This is a genomic window from Maricaulis sp. B-26 (assembly GCF_056857855.1).
On the sequence record NZ_JBSXNX010000025.1, the window covers coordinates 160,247 to 177,634 of the forward strand.

The 17,388-nt window shown below is 63.6% G+C and carries 16 protein-coding genes; all 16 read left to right on the top strand.

Translation table 11 applies throughout. From position 1 onward, the window contains the following. The first annotated feature begins 31 nt into the window (after positions 1-31). The 16 genes from bufB to AC13HB_RS12300 all read left to right on the top strand — a co-directional run bounded on the left by bufB (position 32) and on the right by AC13HB_RS12300 (position 17,382). On the top strand, positions 32-883 hold the full coding sequence (gene bufB, locus AC13HB_RS12225; RefSeq protein ID WP_482950072.1) for an MNIO family bufferin maturase: 852 nt from the start codon (positions 32-34) through the stop codon (positions 881-883). Then, positions 876-1,649 carry an HvfC/BufC family peptide modification chaperone gene (locus AC13HB_RS12230; protein WP_482950046.1) on the top strand — a complete coding sequence of 258 codons (774 nt, stop codon included), beginning with the start codon at positions 876-878 and terminating at the stop codon, positions 1,647-1,649. Before bufB ends, AC13HB_RS12230 begins: the two co-directional genes overlap by 8 nt. Further along, complete coding sequence (locus tag AC13HB_RS12235; RefSeq protein ID WP_482950047.1) at positions 1,646-2,212, top strand: DoxX family protein; 567 nt, start codon at positions 1,646-1,648, stop codon at positions 2,210-2,212. Before AC13HB_RS12230 ends, AC13HB_RS12235 begins: the two co-directional genes overlap by 4 nt. Before the next feature lie 75 nt (positions 2,213-2,287). Beyond that, entirely contained in the window at positions 2,288-2,716 is a 429-nt protein-coding gene (locus AC13HB_RS12240; RefSeq protein ID WP_482950048.1) for a DoxX family protein, read from the top strand. A gap of 182 nt (positions 2,717-2,898) precedes the next feature. Further along, positions 2,899-4,503 (top strand): hypothetical protein, encoded by a 1,605-nt coding sequence (locus tag AC13HB_RS12245; RefSeq protein ID WP_482950049.1) that lies wholly within the window; start codon positions 2,899-2,901, stop codon positions 4,501-4,503. 79 nt (positions 4,504-4,582) lie between these two features. Beyond that, complete coding sequence (locus AC13HB_RS12250) at positions 4,583-5,920, top strand: hypothetical protein (RefSeq protein WP_482950050.1); 1,338 nt, start codon at positions 4,583-4,585, stop codon at positions 5,918-5,920. A 106-nt stretch (positions 5,921-6,026) separates the two neighbouring features. Further along, positions 6,027-7,226, top strand: coding sequence for an ADP-forming succinate--CoA ligase subunit beta (sucC, locus tag AC13HB_RS12255; protein ID WP_482950051.1), 1,200 nt, complete (start codon positions 6,027-6,029; stop codon positions 7,224-7,226). Continuing rightward, positions 7,226-8,134 carry a succinate--CoA ligase subunit alpha gene (gene sucD, locus AC13HB_RS12260; RefSeq protein WP_482950052.1) on the top strand — a complete coding sequence of 303 codons (909 nt, stop codon included), beginning with the start codon at positions 7,226-7,228 and terminating at the stop codon, positions 8,132-8,134. The genes sucC and sucD overlap by 1 nt, the downstream gene beginning before the upstream one ends. Positions 8,135-8,279: 145 nt before the next feature. Further along, positions 8,280-8,693, top strand: a complete 414-nt coding sequence (locus tag AC13HB_RS12265) for a hypothetical protein (protein WP_482950053.1) — start codon at positions 8,280-8,282, stop codon at positions 8,691-8,693. A gap of 139 nt (positions 8,694-8,832) precedes the next feature. Next, positions 8,833-11,814, top strand: a complete 2,982-nt coding sequence (locus AC13HB_RS12270; protein ID WP_482950054.1) for a 2-oxoglutarate dehydrogenase E1 component — start codon at positions 8,833-8,835, stop codon at positions 11,812-11,814. Positions 11,815-11,846: 32 nt separating this feature from the next. Beyond that, positions 11,847-13,436: a 2-oxoglutarate dehydrogenase complex dihydrolipoyllysine-residue succinyltransferase gene (gene odhB, locus AC13HB_RS12275; RefSeq protein ID WP_482950055.1), complete on the top strand. Its 1,590-nt coding sequence runs from the start codon at positions 11,847-11,849 to the stop codon at positions 13,434-13,436. 161 nt (positions 13,437-13,597) lie between these two features. After that, the gene (locus AC13HB_RS12280; protein WP_482950056.1) at positions 13,598-14,059 is read left to right on the top strand and encodes a hypothetical protein; all 462 of its coding nucleotides are present in this window, start codon (positions 13,598-13,600) and stop codon (positions 14,057-14,059) included. A gap of 178 nt (positions 14,060-14,237) precedes the next feature. Beyond that, a complete protein-coding gene (locus AC13HB_RS12285) occupies positions 14,238-14,684 on the top strand; it encodes a hypothetical protein (RefSeq protein ID WP_482950057.1) in 447 nt (148 codons plus the stop codon). A 67-nt stretch (positions 14,685-14,751) separates the two neighbouring features. Beyond that, positions 14,752-15,201 carry a hypothetical protein gene (locus AC13HB_RS12290; protein ID WP_482950058.1) on the top strand — a complete coding sequence of 150 codons (450 nt, stop codon included), beginning with the start codon at positions 14,752-14,754 and terminating at the stop codon, positions 15,199-15,201. Positions 15,202-15,254: 53 nt separating this feature from the next. Continuing rightward, a complete protein-coding gene (gene lpdA / locus AC13HB_RS12295; RefSeq protein ID WP_482950059.1) occupies positions 15,255-16,652 on the top strand; it encodes a dihydrolipoyl dehydrogenase in 1,398 nt (465 codons plus the stop codon). Between the two features lie 181 nt (positions 16,653-16,833). Continuing rightward, on the top strand, positions 16,834-17,382 hold the full coding sequence (locus AC13HB_RS12300) for a GNAT family N-acetyltransferase (protein WP_482950060.1): 549 nt from the start codon (positions 16,834-16,836) through the stop codon (positions 17,380-17,382). Positions 17,383-17,388: the final 6 nt, after the last annotated feature.

Sequence of the window (17,388 nt, forward strand, 5' to 3'; positions counted from 1 at the left end):
AAGGAGGCCGTCCCGCATGCCTGTTGCCGCCTTGTCCCCCACGACAGGTCTCGGACTCAAGCCCGAGCACTATCGCGACGCGCTTGAATCCGGCGTGGACGGCCTCTGGTTCGAGGTCCATCCGGAAAATTACATGAGCGATGGCGGGCCACGGCTTGCCTGGCTGGCCGCCATTCGCGAGCGTTATCCGCTTTCCTTCCACGGAGTCGGCATGTCGCTCGGCGGCCCGGACCCACTGGACGCCGGCCATCTCGCGCGCTGGAAATCCCTCATCGACCGGTTCGAGCCGGAACTTGTCTCCGAGCACCTCGCCTGGTCCGCCCATGCAGGGACTTATTTCGCGGATCTGCTGCCGACCCCGATGACGACCGCCGCCCTCGACCGCTTCTGCGAGCATGTGGACAGCATGCAGACCGCTCTCGGGCGGCGCATCCTGGTCGAAAATCCATCTCGCTATCTGCGCCTTGATGAGGCTGTCCCGGAACCCGAATTCCTCGCGGAGACCGTCCGGCGGACCGGGTGCGGCCTGCTGCTCGACGTCAATAATCTCCATGTCAGCGCCCACAATCTCGGCTTCGCCGTCGATGCCTGGCTCGACGCTGCGCCCTTGCACGCCGTCGGTGAAATACACATCGCCGGGCATGAACAGGATCGCGAGCTGGGCGATGCGCTTCTGATCGATACGCACGGAGCGCCGGTGGCGACACCCGTTCTGGCGCTGTACCGGAAAGTCCTCGACCGCATCGGGCCGAAACCGACCCTGCTGGAGCGGGACAATGCCATACCCTCATTCCCGGAGCTGATGGCGGAGCGAGCCCTGGTCGACCGGGCTCTTTCCGGCGTCTTGGCGGCCGAACCGCATGCGGAGGCAGCCCATGCGTGACGCCTTGTTCGACGATTTCGCCAAAGGATTGCGGGGCGGAGACGCCAGTCTGACAGGGCTCGACGCTGAGAACCGCCGCCGCTTTGCCGTTTACGCCAATGCCGTCGCGAAAAACGGGATCGAGGCCCTGCGCTCGGCCTTTCCTGCGGTCGACCGGATCGTCGGCCCGAACTTCTTTTCTCCAATGGCGCACGCCTTTTGGAAGTCGCAGCCGCCGCGCGAGCGGACATTGACGCTCTACGGGGCAGGATTCCCGGAATTCATCGCAAGCTGGCCGTCTGCGTCCGGCCTGCCCTATCTGCCCGATATCGCCCGTCTCGACCGGGCCTGGCTGGAAGTTCTCTACGCGGCTGACGATCCCGTTTTGCGGCCTGAAAGGGTCGCGCGTCTCGATCCCGGACTGCTCCCCGGGCTGAGGCCGCGTCTGCACAGCGCCGTTCGAAGGCTGAGGCTGGCGCATCCCGTGCTGGATTTGTGGCGGGCTCAGAGGTTTGACGCGGAGCCGGGGCCCATGAGGGTCGGGCTGGGTGAGAGCGATGTCCTGGTCTGGCGTGGCCCGTCCGGTGTGCAGGCGGACATGATGACGCCGGGTCGCCGGGCCTTTTTCGATGCCCTGGCAGAAGGAAACACCATCGCCGGGGCCAGCGCTGCGGCATGCGCCACGGAGCCGGGGCTCGACCCTGCGGGCGAATTCGGTTTCGCCCTTGGTGCCGGGCTCCTGTGCGATCCGGAATCCAGACTGTCACCTCGGGAGCCCTCCTCATGACCCCAGCCAATCCATCGACCGCCAATGTCTCTGTGATCGCCCGGCTGAGGGAGTGGCATTCCCGAGGATTCAACGTGCTGGCCGGCTGGCTGGCCCCGGACTTTCTGCCGCTCCTTGCCCGGCTGACCCTCGCCGGCGTGTTCTGGCGATCGCTCCTTACCAAGGTCGAGACGGTCGGCCTGCTGACCTATACCGACTACATCAATGATTTCGCCGTCGAGCGATCCCGGCTGAAACTGCCTGCGTTCCCGCTGGAGCTGAAACCGGCGGCACTGGCCCAGTTCCGCAATGATTTCGCGCTCCCGGTCCTGCCGCCGGAGGCGGCCGCCTGGATGGCGGTGCTGGCGGAATTCGCGTTTCCCCTCCTTCTCCTCGCAGGATTGTTCACGCGTCTTTCCGCGCTGGCGCTTCTGGGCATGACGCTGGTGATCCAGATTTTCGTCTTCCCGCAGGCCTGGTGGGGGACGCATGCCCTGTGGACGGTTATGGCGCTCTACCTTGTGGTGCAGGGGCCCGGACGGATTTCGCTCGACACCCTCACGGGTCGGTTTTTCGCGCGATAGGTGCGCGGGTTTGCTCCGCGACCGGCGCTGCGGCATGGTTCTCCCCGGGGACTGAGCCGACAGGCCGGGGGAAAGATGATTTCGAACGAACGGCCGCGCTCGGCCGAACGCTTCATGCCGGACTGGATCGTGGGCGGGTTCATACGCCTGTCGCTGGCGCCTGGCCTCTGGTTCTGGGGCCGCGACAATGCTGCGGTCTGGCCGGACGTCATGCCGGGCACGATCGAGGCCGCCCACATCTGGGACGTCCCGCTCATCGCTCCGGACCATCTCGCCCAGCTTGCCGTCTGGGGCAGCCAATTGGTCGCCGTTATGCTCGTCCTCGGCTTCCTGACCCGGATTGCCGGGCTGGCCCTTCTGGCGGGATGTGCGGTGTATGCGACCTGGATTGCGCCGGAGGCCTGGCCGGCGGCGGTGATCGTGGCCGCGATGTCCTTCTACCTCTTCGCTCGCGGCGGCGGCGCTTTCTCGATCGACGGCGCCATTGCCGGAACGCTGCGCTGAAGGCGGTCCCGCCGCACCGATAATGATTTATTATTCGGTGAAGCCGAAGTGCGGATTTTGAAAAACGCTCATTAAATCAATCTGATAAATATAATTATCGGATTGGGTGAGGGTGGGGAAAATACAATCTGTAAATATCTGGGAGCTAGTGTCCGAGTCCGCGATTTGAAGGATGACGGAGTATGGTCAGTCAGGAACTGGTCAAGCGCCTGAAAGAAGCGCTCGCTGGTCGGGACTCGATCGACATCGGCGAGTTTCAGTGGATCAAGCTCGACATGGTCAAGGCGGAAGCCGGTGACCAGTGGACCCGGATCCGCAAGAAAATTTATCAGGTCTCGCAGAACTTCATCGAAAAACGTTTGAGCGATGGCGATGTGTTATTGCCCTGCCGGGGCGGCTTCATTGTCGTGCTGGCCGATCAGGACGGGCAGTCTTCAGCCGATCGCGTGGACGAAATATCCCAGGCGCTCAATCTGTTCTTTCTCGGTGACCGGATTCTCAGATCGCTCGAAATGCGGGCCGGAGTTCATGCGGTTGACGCGGCGGATCTCACCGAATTCATTGCCAAGACGGCACATGTTTCTGCGAGGCTCGGAGAAGATCAGAACGGTCGCGAAACCCCGGAAGCGGCAAGTGTCGTCGAGGATGCGCTGAGGCGAGAGGGTGAATGGCGGCCGCTGGATGCGGGCGGTATCGAGACGCAAGCGGCGGTCGTCGAACAGGGCCGTGACGAAGCGGCCGGCTATCGGGAAGCCCGCTGGGCCAGGGCGGAGGGTGCGGAGCAGGCCGCACGGCCGCCCACAATGGAACAGGGCCATGACGGAAAGGCGCGCCATCGCGAAGCGCGCTGGAAGGCGCAAGAGGCTGGCAGCAAGGCGAACGACAAGGGCTTCGGTCAAACCGCCCCTTCTGCCGAAGAGGCTACGCGAGCGGCCGGTTGCGGAGAAAGTGCCGCATCGGAGAATTCGCCGTCTTCCGGGGCGGTGGACGCAGACGAGCAGATACGCCGGCAGCTCCCGCGCGCGCGGTTCGTCGAAGATGAGAACATTTGGGACGACATCATTTTCGCTCCCTGCTGGGATGCGAAATATCAATACATAACAACGAATTTCTGTCTGGCTCGCCGTGTGAGGAACGGACAGGTTCTCTACGGGCGTGACACATTGCTGGGCAGAACGGATGCGGAGTCGCACCGGCGACTGGATCAGGCCGTTGCCATCGCTGCACAGCGTGGCTTCCAGCAAGCCTACGCAGACGGCAAGAAGACCGCGATCGCGATCGCGGTCCATTACGACACCATTATCGGTGTTACGGACCGGGTTGCCTATTTCTCGATCCTCCAGGGCGTGCCCCAGAAGCTCAGGAAATATTTCTATCTGCGAGTGGACAATGTCCCGCCGGGGGCGCCGCTCGGCCAGATGGAGGAATTGTTCCGCTCCATGATGTGTTTCGGATCGAATGTGTTGTGTTGCGTGCCGTTCGGCGTTTGCGATTTCAGCGCCTTCGCGAATTGTGGCGTGGCTCTGTTCGGATCCACTTTAAGCAGCAGGGATTTGGCCGGCGGGCTGAACGAAACGCATGTTCGCGCCATGATGGCCCAGGTCGATGGTGCGGCACGGTTGAATGCCGGTGCATTCCTCACAGGCGTGTCAGGTCCGGCAGAATTCAATGCCGCGCTTGCTTCAGGGTATCAGGCCGTATCGGGTCGCATGATCGGGCCGGAAACGGCCTTGCCCGTACCGCTGATCCCGATGAGTGCGGAGCAAATCCTTAAAAGGGCAGCCTGACCGCTTACGCTTCTGCAAGACATGGACGGCATTCTAGGGACCTTCAAGCACGTGACTTGTCGGAAGGGCCCTGCTGCGTATGCCGCCCGAGCTGAAACTGAAGCTGAAAAACGTCCTGGCTGGCCGTACGTCCGTGGATATGGGCCAGTTCCAGTTCGTGAACCTGGAGCGGGTACGCGAGGAGGCGGGCCCGCAATGGGAGAAGCTGCGCGACAAGGTCTATGATGTCGGCCAGCACTTCATCGAAAAGCGCCTGACGGCTGCGGACGTCGTGATCCGGGTGCGCGGCGGTTTCCTGATCATTTTCCAGTCGATGGATGCCGAGGCGGCGGAAGTCGTGGTGGGGCAGATCGCCGCAGAGCTGAACCGCTTCTTCCTCGGCGAGCGCTTCCTGAAGGAATTGCGCGTGCTGGGACGGTCCCGCTCGGTGACGACGGCCGAGATGCTGGAGATCGTTGCCAAGTCCCAGACCGGCGACATGCCCGTCTGGAAGGAGACGCCCCAGGAAGAGCGTCTCGACCGGGACGATCCGCACTGGGAGGCGGCTCCGCCGCGGGAAAAGCTGTCCGCGCGCACCGCTCCCGTCCTGCCCGAAGCAGAATACAAGGAGGATGCGGGCGTCTGGGACGATATCGTCTTCATCCCCGCCTGGGATGCGCGCCAGCAATCGCTGGTCCACAATATGTGCGTGCCGCGGCGCGTAGTGAAAGGCGTGGCCTATTACGATCGCGACACGCTCATGGGAGCAGACGACCGCAAGCAGCACAGGGCGCTCGACCGTTCCGTCGCGCTGGCTGCCCAGCGGGGCTTCCAGCGGCTCTATGCCCAGGGCACGCCCTGCTCGATCGTGGTGCCGGTGCATTACGACACCGTCGCTTCGGTATCGCAGCGCATGGGCTATTTCGCCGTCCTGCAGAACATCCCCGAGGCGATGCGTCAGTATTTCTACCTGCGCGTCGACGACATTCCGCGCGGTGCCCCGCTGGGGCAAATGCAGGAAGTCTTCCGCTCGATGAAGCATTTCGGCGCCTATGTGATGGCGCATCTGCCCGAACCCATGGGTCAGCGCGACCTGCAGAATTTCGAAGGCTGCGGGATCGGCAGTTTCGGCGCGGACCTGCCCGCCGACATGCGTGCGGACGAACCCAGCGCCGCTGCGCTGGAACGGTGCAATATCTGGGTCCATGCGGCTCAGCGGCTCGGAGCGGAGACCTATCTGACCGGACTGGAGAGCCTCGACTCGCTGCAGGCGGCGATGGCGACCGGAGTTCGCTATTTCAGCGGCCCGCTGATTTCACGGGAGACGCCCCTGCCGGCTCCGTCGCGTCCCTTGTCCGTCGCGGACATCGCCGCGGGCCGCACCCAGGCCGACGACGATCATGATCACGACCATGACCGGGACGTCGTGGAAATCTAACTGAACAGCCTGTCTGCGACGGCGTTGCGCTTGGCCTGCCCGGTGTTATAAGGCGGGTCCCATCTGGCCATACATTCGCTTTTTATCCTCCCGCGAGGCCCCTCATATGAATATTCACGAACATCAGGCGAAAGCCGTCCTGAAATCCTTCGGCGCGCCCGTCGCCGACGGAATTGCCATTTTTTCCGCCGACGAAGCCGCTGCCGCGGCCGACAAGCTGCCCGGACCGCTCTGGGTGGTGAAGTCGCAGATTCATGCCGGCGGACGCGGCAAGGGCAAGTTCAAGGAACTCGGCCCGGACGCCAAGGGCGGCGTTCGCCTCGCCTTTTCCAAGGACGACGTCGTCGCCAATGCCAGGGAAATGCTCGGCAATACCCTGGTCACGCACCAGACCGGCCCCGAGGGCAAGCAAGTCAACCGCCTCTACATCGAAGACGGCGCCGACATCGCGACCGAGCTCTACTGCTCGCTGCTGGTGAACCGCGAAACCGGCAAGGTCGCCTTCGTCGTCTCCACCGAGGGCGGCATGGACATCGAACAGGTGGCCGAGGACACCCCGGACAAGATCCAGACCATCGATATCGACCCGGAAACCGGCGTCACCGACGCCGATGCCGGCAGGATCGCCGATGCGCTGAAGCTCGATGGCGCGGCGCGCGAAGACATGCTGGGTCTGGCCAAGATCCTCTATACCGCCTTCACCGAGAAGGACATGTCCCTGCTCGAGATCAACCCGCTCATCGTGATGGAGAACGGTCACGTCCGGGTGCTCGACGCCAAGGTCTCCTTCGACGGCAATGCGCTCTTCCGTCATGCGGACATCATGGAACTGCGCGACACCACCGAGGAAGACGCCAAGGAAATCGAGGCCTCCAAGCACGATCTCGCCTATGTCGCCCTCGACGGCAATATCGGCTGCATGGTCAACGGCGCGGGCCTGGCCATGGCGACCATGGACATCATCAAGCTCTACGGCGCCGAGCCGGCGAACTTCCTCGATGTCGGCGGCGGCGCGACCAAGGAAAAGGTCACGGCGGCCTTCAAGATCATCACCGCCGATCCCAACGTCAAAGGCATTCTGGTCAACATTTTCGGCGGCATCATGCGCTGCGACATCATCGCCGAGGGCGTGGTCGCCGCGGTCAAGGACGTCGGCCTGCAAGTCCCGCTCGTCGTTCGCCTGGAAGGCACGAATGTCGAGAAGGGCAAGTCGATCATCAATGAAAGCGGGCTGAACGTGATCGCCGCGGACGATCTCGACGATGCCGCCCAGAAGATTGTCGCCGCCGTGAAGGAGGCCGAATAATGTCGATCATCGTCGATAAGAACACCAAGGTCATCGTCCAGGGCCTGACCGGCAAGACGGGCACCTTCCACACCGAACAGGCGCTGGAATATTACGGCACCAAGATGGTCGCCGGCGTGCATCCGAAAAAGGGCGGCGAGACCTGGTCCTCCGGTCTGGAGGGCGCGGCCGAACTGCCGATCTATGCGTCCGTCGCCGAAGCGAAGGACCGTACGGGCGCCGACGCCTCCGTGATCTATGTCCCGCCGGCCGGTGCCGGTGCGGCCATCATCGAGGCGATCGATGCCGAGATCCCTTTCATCGTCTGCATCACCGAGGGCATCCCGGTGATGGATATGGTCAAGGTCAAGGCCAAGCTGGACAAGTCCAGCTCCATGCTGCTCGGCCCGAACTGCCCGGGCATCCTGACGCCGGAAGAATGCAAGATCGGCATCATGCCGGGCTCCATCTTCAAGAAGGGCTCGGTGGGCGTCGTCTCGCGTTCGGGCACGCTGACCTATGAAGCGGTCTTCCAGACCTCCCAGGTCGGCCTCGGCCAGACGACGGCCGTCGGTATCGGCGGCGACCCGGTCAAGGGCACCGAATTCATCGACGTGCTGGAGAAATTCCTCGCCGACGACGAGACCGAGTCGATCATCATGATCGGCGAGATCGGCGGCTCGGCCGAAGAAGACGCCGCGCAATTCCTCGCCGATGAAGCGAAGAAGGGCCGCTCCAAGCCGACCGTCGGCTTCATCGCCGGCCGCACGGCGCCTCCGGGCCGCACGATGGGCCATGCCGGCGCCATCGTCTCCGGCGGCAAGGGCGGTGCGGAAGACAAGATCGCGGCCATGGAAGCGGCCGGCATCAAGGTCTCTCCGAGCCCGGCCCGTCTCGGCACCACGCTGGCGGAACTGCTGAAGGGCTAGACGCGCCTCACAGCACCGAAGACACAGACCGCGCTCCGGGTTTCCGGGGCGCGGTTTTGTTTGCATGAACGGAAACCTTCTGGTTGCATATGCCTATGCGTCCGGAAGCGAGTTCCGACCGGCGCCAGTCAGCGACGAGGCCAGAGTGAGCAGGACAGCTGCGAAACGAGGCTGGGCAGAGTACGCGGCCCTTGGTCTGATGACGGCAAGCCTGTGCTATTTCGGGTTCTGGGCCGTGATGGACGTGCTGGCGCGTGCGGGTCTGTGGCCGGACTGGGTGCTCGGTTTCTCCGGCGCCGACCTCATCGCCTCCCTGAGCTGGCTGGACGAAACGCTCTTCCTGAGCCAGGGCGCGTTGAAGGCGAGTGCGATCATTGCGGTCGTCAGGGGCGTGCCCTGGTCCCTCTGGCTCCAGACCGGTGTCATCATTACAGGCCTCTGGCAGTGGGTGCTCCAGTCGTCCAATCTCGTCTATGACGGATCGGTGGACGGTCTGATTTTCATCTGCGTCGATCTGGTCGCATTCGGACTGATCTTCGCGATCCGGTTCCGCGACTGACCGGGCCGACTGTCACCATCTTGGCAGCAGACCGGTGCGCAACGGTTCTGTTCCGTGGACATTGGGCCTAGATGATTGCTTAACCCGTCCTGGTATAGCGAACCTCCAGACACACTCCTGACTCAGGTCCTCCCCCCAAATGTCTGACCAAAGCCGATCTCCCGAAAACCAGTCTTTCCTGGACACGTCCTTCCTGCAGGGCGCGAACGCCGTCTATCTCGAGCAGATGGCCGCTGCCTATGCCAAGGACCCGGCTTCCGTCCCGGCCAGCTGGAAGGCCTTCTTCGACGCCATGGGCGATGCGCCGGGCGATGCGAGCCATGCGGCGCGCGGTCCGGGCTGGAAGCGCAGCGACTGGCCGCGCCCGGCCAATGGCGAGATGGTGTCGGCGCTCGGCGATATCGGACCGGATGAAGCGGCCATGGTCGACAAGGTGGCCGGCCATATGGCGGCGACCGCTCCGGCGGCCAGCGCCGAGGATGTGCGCGCGGCGACCCAGGCCTCGATCCGCGCCATCATGATGATCCGAGCCTACCGCATGCGCGGTCATCTCGCTGCGGATCTCGATCCGCTGGGGCTGACCGATTTCGGCTACCAGGCCGAGCTGGACCCGGCGACCTACGGCTTTACCGGTGCTGCGCTGGACGAGGAGGTCTTCATCGATGGCTATCTCGGCCTCGAAACCGCGACGCCGCGCCAGATGCTCGACATTCTCAAGCGCACCTATTGCGGCCCGGTCGGCGTCGAATTCATGCATATCTCCAACCCCGAGGAGAAAGCCTGGCTGCAGGAGCGCTTCGAGGGACCGGACAAGGACATCTCCTTCACGCCGGAAGGCAAGAAGGCGATCCTGTCCAAGCTGATCGAGACCGAGCGCTTCGAGCAATTCCTCCACAAGCGCTATCCCGGCACCAAGCGCTTCGGCGTCGACGGCGGCGAAGCCATGGTTCCGGCGCTCGAGCAGATCATCAAGCGCGGCGGCTCGATGGGCGTCGATGACATCATCATCGGCATGCCGCACCGCGGGCGTCTCAACGTGCTCGCTGCGGTGATGGGCAAGCCGTACCACCAGATCTTCCACGAATTCCAGGGCGGCAACACCCAGGGCGAGGACGAGTTCGGTTCCGGCGACGTGAAATACCATCTCGGCGCCTCCTCGGACCGCGCGTTCGACGGCAATAGCGTGCATCTTTCGCTCACCGCCAACCCGTCCCACCTCGAAGCGGTCGATCCGGTCGTGCTGGGCAAGGCGCGCGCCAAGCAGGAAGAAAATTGCCGCCGTCAGCCGGGTGCGCCGCGTTCGAGCGTGCTGCCGCTGCTGCTGCACGGCGACGCCGCCTTCGCCGGTCAGGGCATGGTCGCCGAGTGTTTCGGCCTGTCGGGCCTTCGCGGTCACCGCACCGGCGGCGCCATCCACTTCATCGTGAACAACCAGATCGGTTTCACGACCGACCCGAAGGACAGCCGGTCCAGCCCCTATCCGTCGGATGTGGCGCTGATGGTCCAGGCCCCGATCTTCCACGTGAACGGCGACGACCCGGAGGCGGTCACACATGCCACCCGGATTGCGACGGAATACCGTCAGCTCTTCGGCAAGGACGTGGTCATCGACATGATCTGCTATCGCCGCTACGGCCATAATGAAGGCGACGATCCGACCTTCACCCAGCCGATCATGTACCGCATCATCAAGGACATGCCGCCGGTCCGTAAGAAATACCAGGAACGGCTGGTTTCCGAGGGCGTCGTTTCGGCGGCCGAAGTCGAGGCGATCGAGAACGAGTTCGACCAGTTCCTCGACAAGGAATTCGAGGACGGCAAGAATTTCGAACCCAAAAAAGCGGACTGGCTGGACGGTCGCTGGTCCGGCCTCGGCCTTGCCGAAGACGATGAGCGCCGTGGCGAAACCTCGGCGACACTGGAGCGCCTGCGCGAAGTCGGTACGGCCATGACCGAAGTGCCGGAGGGCATCAATGTCCACCGCACGCTGGCACGCGTCCTCAAGGGGCGCCGCGATGCCATCGAGAAGGGCGAGGGCATCGACTGGGCCACGGCCGAGCATCTCGCATTCGGCACGCTGCTCACCGAGGGCTTTCCCGTTCGCCTGTCCGGCCAGGATTGCGGCCGCGGCACCTTCTCGCAGCGCCATTCGCACATCATCGATCAGGAGACGGCCGAGCGTTATACGCCGCTCAACAATCTCTCTCCCGATCAGAAGAAGTATGAAGTCATCGACTCCATGCTCTCCGAGGAGGCCGTGCTCGGCTTCGAATACGGCTATTCGCTCTCGGCCCCGAACACGCTGGTGATGTGGGAAGCCCAGTTCGGCGACTTCACCAATGGCGCCCAGGTCATCATCGACCAGTTCATTTCGTCCGGTGAGCGCAAATGGCTGCGCATGTCCGGCCTGACCATGCTCCTGCCGCACGGCTATGAGGGCCAGGGTCCGGAACACTCCTCGGCGCGACCGGAGCGTTTCCTCCAGCTGTGCGCGGAAGACAATATGCAGGTGGCGAACTGTTCGACGCCGGCCAATTACTTCCACATCCTGCGCCGCCAGATTCACCGGAATTTCCGGACGCCGCTCGTGATCATGACGCCGAAGAGCCTGCTGCGTCACAAGCGCTGCGTCTCCACGCTCGCCGCGATGGGCCCCGGCTCCTCCTTCCACCGCGTCCTGTGGGACGATGCCGATGCCACGCGGCCGGAAGGCGAGATCCGCCAGACTTCCGCCAAGCTCCAGGACGACGACAAGATCCGCCGCGTCGTGCTGTGCACGGGCAAGGTCTATTACGACCTGCTCGAGGAGCGCGAGAAGCGCGAGGTCGACGATGTCTACCTTATGCGTGTCGAGCAGCTCTATCCCTTCCCCTACAAGGCGCTGATGGCCGAGCTCGCGCGTTTCCCGAACGCCGAGATCGTCTGGTGCCAGGAAGAACCCCGCAATATGGGCTACTGGACCTTCGTCGAGCCCAATATCGAATACGTGCTCGGCAAGATCGAGGTGAAGGCCGAACGCCCGCGCTATGTCGGACGCGTGCCGACCGCGTCGACGGCGACCGGTATCGCCGCCAAGCACAAGCAACAACAGGATGCCCTGGTCGACGAAGCCCTGTCCTGATCGGGCCGACCCAGCAGAGGAAAGAGACTGTCATGACCGATATCACCGTGCCGCAGCTCGGCGAGTCCGTGACCGAAGCCACCGTGGGCAACTGGATGGTCAAGGCCGGCGACGCCGTCTCCAGGGATGACGTCCTGGTGGAGCTGGAGACCGACAAGGTCGCCGTCGAGGTTCGCGCCGAAAGCGATGGCGTGATCGGCGAGATCGTGGCCGAGGAAGGCGATACCGTCGAGATCGGCGCCAAGCTGGCGACGCTCGAGGACAGTGCCGGCGCACCGCCGAAGGCCGACAAGGCCCCGTCCGGGGACGAGGCCTCCGGGTCCGGCGACGACGAAGAGGCGTCTGCGGACGAGACTTCCGATGAGGGTTCGGACGGTGGTTCCGACACTGCATCTGCCGGCGGCTCTGGCGAGACGGTCGATGCCACAGTTCCGCAGATGGGCGAAAGCGTGACCGAAGGCACGATCGGCTCCTGGCTCGTGAAGGCCGGCGATACCGTCTCGGTCGACCAGGCGCTGGTCGAGATCGAGACCGACAAAGTTGCCGTCGAAGTCCCGTCTCCGGTCGCAGGCGTCGTTTCCGAACTGCTCGTCGAGGAAGGTGACTCGGTCGCGCCGGGTGATGCTGTCGCCCGCATTTCCGAAGGTGCGTCCGGTTCGCCGAAAAAGGACGATGCCCCGAAGGCGGAAACGTCGGGCTCCGGTGGCGACGACAAGATCGCCATGCCCTCCGCCGCCCGCGTGATCGAGGAAAAGAATCTCGATGCGGGCTCGATCGAGGGGACGGGCAAGGATGGCCGCATCACCAAGGGCGACGCGCTGAAGGCCGCCGAAGCCGCAAAGTCAGCTGCCCCGGCCGCGGCGCCGTCCGCAAAGCCGTCTGCGCCGGCAGCTTCCGCGCCGGCTGCGCCGCGTGACACCGGTCCGCGCGAGGAGCGCGTCCGCATGACGCGTCTGCGCCAGACTATCGCCAAGCGCCTCAAGGACGCGCAGAACTCGGCCGCGATCCTGACGACCTATAACGAGGCCGACATGTCGGCCATCATGTCTGCCCGCAAGGCGCATCAGGAGGCCTTCGTCGCCAAGCACGGGGTCAAGCTGGGCTTCATGAGCTTCTTCGTGAAGGCCGTCTGCCACGCGCTCAAGGAAGTCCCGGCGGTCAATGCCGAGATCGACGGCACGGACATCATCTACAAGAATTACTACGATATGGGCGTCGCGGTCGGGACCGATCGCGGTCTCGTCGTGCCGGTCGTTCGCGATGCCGACCAGATGTCCCTGGCCGAGATCGAGAAGGACATCATCCGCCTCGGCAAACGCGCCCGCGACGGCAAGCTGACCATCGAAGAGATGCAGGGGGCGACCTTTACCCTCTCCAATGGCGGGGTTTACGGCTCGCTCATGTCCATGCCGATCCTCAATGCGCCGCAATCGGGCATTCTGGGCATGCACAAGATCCAGGAGCGCCCGGTCGCCGAGAACGGACAGGTCGTCATCAAGCCGATGATGTATCTCGCGCTCAGCTACGATCACCGCATCGTCGACGGCAAGGAAGCCGTGACCTTCCTCGTCCGTGTGAAGGAAAACCTCGAGGATCCGCAGCGCATGCTGTTCGACCTCTGAGCGTCTCGACGCTCCCGAAACGACGAGGCGGCACCTTGAGGTGCCGCCTTTTTCATATCCTGTTACGCACGATTTCCGGTTCGGCTCGCTGGACCGGCAAATACGATTATGCATAAAGCCCGGGCCGGGCTGCGCTATCACTCCCGGCATCGGGGGAGTCCATGTTTCTGAAATCCTTGCTGTCCGGGGCCTTCAAGAGCGTCGTCGCATTACGGGCCTTCTATGCGCTGCTCCTGTTCTCGGGCACGCTCGCCTATATTCTCGGTTTCGGCAATTATATCGCGATCGAGGAAAATCTCGGTCAGGCCCTGCTGCATATGCCGCGCTGGTATTTCGAAGTCTGGGGTGGATTCGTTGCCCTGTACTGCTGTGCCGCGATCAGCCTTTTCCTTTATCCGCGCCTGGCACTGGTTTTCTACGTCGCCGCTTTCGCGATGGACTTCACCCTCAGCCTGATCTGGTTCCAGCAGCCCGCCATGGATCGTGCTTATTCCGGTAGCGCCAATGTGGTCGAATGGACGCTCAACATGATCGACCTGACCATTATCGCCGTCCTCGTTCTGGTGCCCGCCGGGATGTGGCGCGCGCGCAAGACGGCTTTCCGGGACGCTCCAGCGAGTTGAAGCCAGGGCGCGGAATACGCCGGTTTGCATAATCGTTCTCGCCCAGCACGGCGAGCTGCCCCGCAGGCAACCGGCCTTCGCCAAAGCCATGTCTGCCCCGGCCTTTGTGGCGAAGCAGATGGCTTCATGGTATCGACTGGCGTGTTTCAGCCTTGAGCCGTGAGGTGTCCGGAAGCGTATGGACCGGGTCGTCCGCATTATCGCGAGCAGTGCCTATCTGCTGCTTGCTGTCTACACGCTGCGTTTCCTCATCGCCGGATGGGGGCATGGCGCAGGATGGGGACCCGTGCTCTGGACCGATCCGGTCGTGGCCGCCGATCTTGCTGCGGCCTCGCTCAGCTCGGTGCTCCTGCGCATCTTCGCCGTGATCGCCGAACTTGCCCTGGCGGTCATGGTCTGGCGGTTCTCGCGCTGGCTTCTGCCCCTGGCCGCGCTGGTTTTCATCGTCACCCAGGCGAACTGGATGCTGAGCGTGCTCGATATCGGCAATTATGTCGTCCATGAGGCCATCACGCGCAACGGGGTCAGCTGGGGCGATGTGCTGGGGTGGGGGAAATTCGCCGTGCGGTGCGTGGCTTTCGGCGCCGTCCTCTGGCTGACCTTGCGGCATTACGCCCGCGAATAGGAAACCTGATTATTGTTTCGTATCGCAATCGGGCTATTCTCCAACTTGAGTTTTGTCAGGTCGCGCTGTGCCGAAGATAAAAACCTTCCTGGCTGTTCTGGTGGGCCTGCGGGCCGGCTGGGCCTGCTTTGTCTGGCTGTCGGGCGTGGCGGTGCATTTCGACTGGCACACGCCGCTTTCCGGTGACAGCTATTTCGCCGGTGCGGTTCTCGCCGCTTCGCCGGCCATCTTCCTCCTGTGGACGTCATACGTCGCGGGCTATGTGCTGTCCGCAATCCTGGTCTGGCGCAGCATGCGACTTGCGGTCTGGGTTTACGGGGCAAGCATGCTGGTCGATCTCGGCCTCTGGGTAAGTGCGGGACTGTTTGCGAATTACGACCTCGCATTGGACGGACGTGCGAGCGTCGTGGACATGATTTTCAATATTGTGGACGTCGCCATTTTTCTCGGCCTGATGGTCGTGGTGATGGCGGAGGCCCGCCGTACGCAGAACGCCCCTTACCTTCGCGGAAAATGATAGGCATATAGGGCTCAAATCCTGTTCCCCAGAACGGCCGACAAGAGGCGAATATGTCCGATAGCTACGACGTTGTGATCATCGGTGGCGGTCCCGGCGGCTATAACTGCGCCATCCGGGCCGGCCAGCTTGGCCTCAAGGTGGCCTGCGTGGAAATGCGCGGTACGCTCGGCGGGACCTGTCTGAATGTCGGCTGCATCCCGTCCAAGGCCCTGCTGCACGCGTCCGAACTCTTCGAGGCAGCGCGGACCGAGTTCGCGGGTATCGGCATCAAGACCGGCGGGGTGGAGCTCGATCTCGAAGCCATGCTCGCCCAGAAGGACGAGGCCGTCGACGGCCTTACCAAGGGTATCGAATTTCTCTTCAAGAAGAATAATGTCGACTACATCGTCGGACGCGGCCGCATCGCCGGTGCCGGCAAGGTCGAGGTCGAGACTGCGGACGGAACGTCCACGCTGGACACGAAACACATTGTCATCGCCACCGGCTCGGAAGTGACGCCGCTGCCGGGCGTCGAGATCGACGAGGAACGCGTCGTCTCCTCGACCGGCGCGCTGAGCCTCAAGGACGTGCCGCAGAAACTCGTCCTGATCGGCGCCGGTGTGATCGGCCTCGAGCTCGGTTCGGTCTGGCGCCGTCTCGGTGCCGAAGTCACCGTTGTCGAGTATCTCGATCGCATCCTGCCGGGCATGGATAGCGAGCTCGCCAAGACCGCCCAGCGCACCTTCGCCAAACAGGGCATGGAATTTCGCCTGGGCACCAAGGTCACCGGTGTCGAAAAGGGCGACCGTCTCACGGTCTCGCTCGAGCCTGCCGCCGGCGGCGAGACGCAAACCGTCGAGGCCGACACTGTCCTGGTCTGCATCGGCCGCCGTCCCTATACGCAGGGTCTCGGGCTGGAAAATGTCGGCATCGAGCCGGACGAGCGCGGCTTTATCGCCAACGATCATTTCCGCACCTCGGCGGAGAATGTCTGGGTCGTCGGCGACTGCACCCATGGCCCGATGCTGGCCCACAAGGCGGAAGACGAGGGCACGGCCTGCGCCGAGCGTATTGCCGGCAAGGCGGGCCATGTGAATTACGACGTCATTCCCGGCGTCGTCTACACCGCGCCGGAAATCGCCACCGTCGGTCTGACCGAGGACGAGCTGAAGGAACAGGGCCGCAAGTACAAGAAGGGCAAATTCCCCTTCCAGGCCAATTCCCGCGCCCGCACCAATCACGCCACGGACGGCTTCGTGAAGATCCTGGCCGATGCCGAGACCGACGAAATCCTCGGTGCGCACCTGATCGGCGCCAATGTCGGCGAGTTGATCGGCGAGCTGTGCGTGGCGATGGAGTTCCGGGCGGCGTCGGAGGACGTTGCGCGAACCTGCCACCCTCACCCCACCCTGACCGAGGCCGTGCGCCAGGCCGCGATGGGTGTCGAAGGCTGGACCATGCAGGCCTGACCGGACCGGTTGCAGCGCCTGTCGCAAACCTGCCGCGCAAAGCGGTTAGCCTCCCGACCTGCTGGCGGGCGTTCGCGCGAATTTGAGCGGACAAGCCGGCCGGATTGAGGCATAGGTGCTGTGTGCGCCGGGCCCGAGGGACGGATGCCGGCGTATTTTGGGGGACATGGACGGATCGCAGATGTCGAACCTGACTGACATCAATTCGCAGCGCTTGCGACTGGTTGCGCTCGACGCGGCGCTGGCGGAGGCGCAGCTTTCCGACCGGGCCGGTTTCTTCCGGCAGCTGGGCGTCGAGCCCGAGCCTGCCTGGCCGCCGGAACTGATGGATGAAGCCACGATGGGCTGGGTGCGCGACGCGCTGGCCGTCCATCCCGGAGACACCGGCTGGTACACCTGGGTCTATATTTCCCCGGTCATGAACCGACTGCTCGGCACGGGCGGGTTCAGGGGCGCGCCGGACGAAAACGGCTGCGTCGAGATCGGCTATTCCATGCTGACCTCCTACCGCGAACAGGGACTGGCCACGGAAGGCGTACTCGCCCTGCTTGGCTGGGCCTATGACGATTCGCGCGTGAAACAGGTCATCGCGCACACGCCTGACGATCGCGATGCGTCGCACCGAGTGCTCGAAAAGGCCGGTTTCGTGCAGGCCGGCCGGCAGTTCGACGAGGATGCGGGACGGGACGTCATCGAATGGACCCACGACCGCAGCCGCATGGCCGCCTGAGCCCGG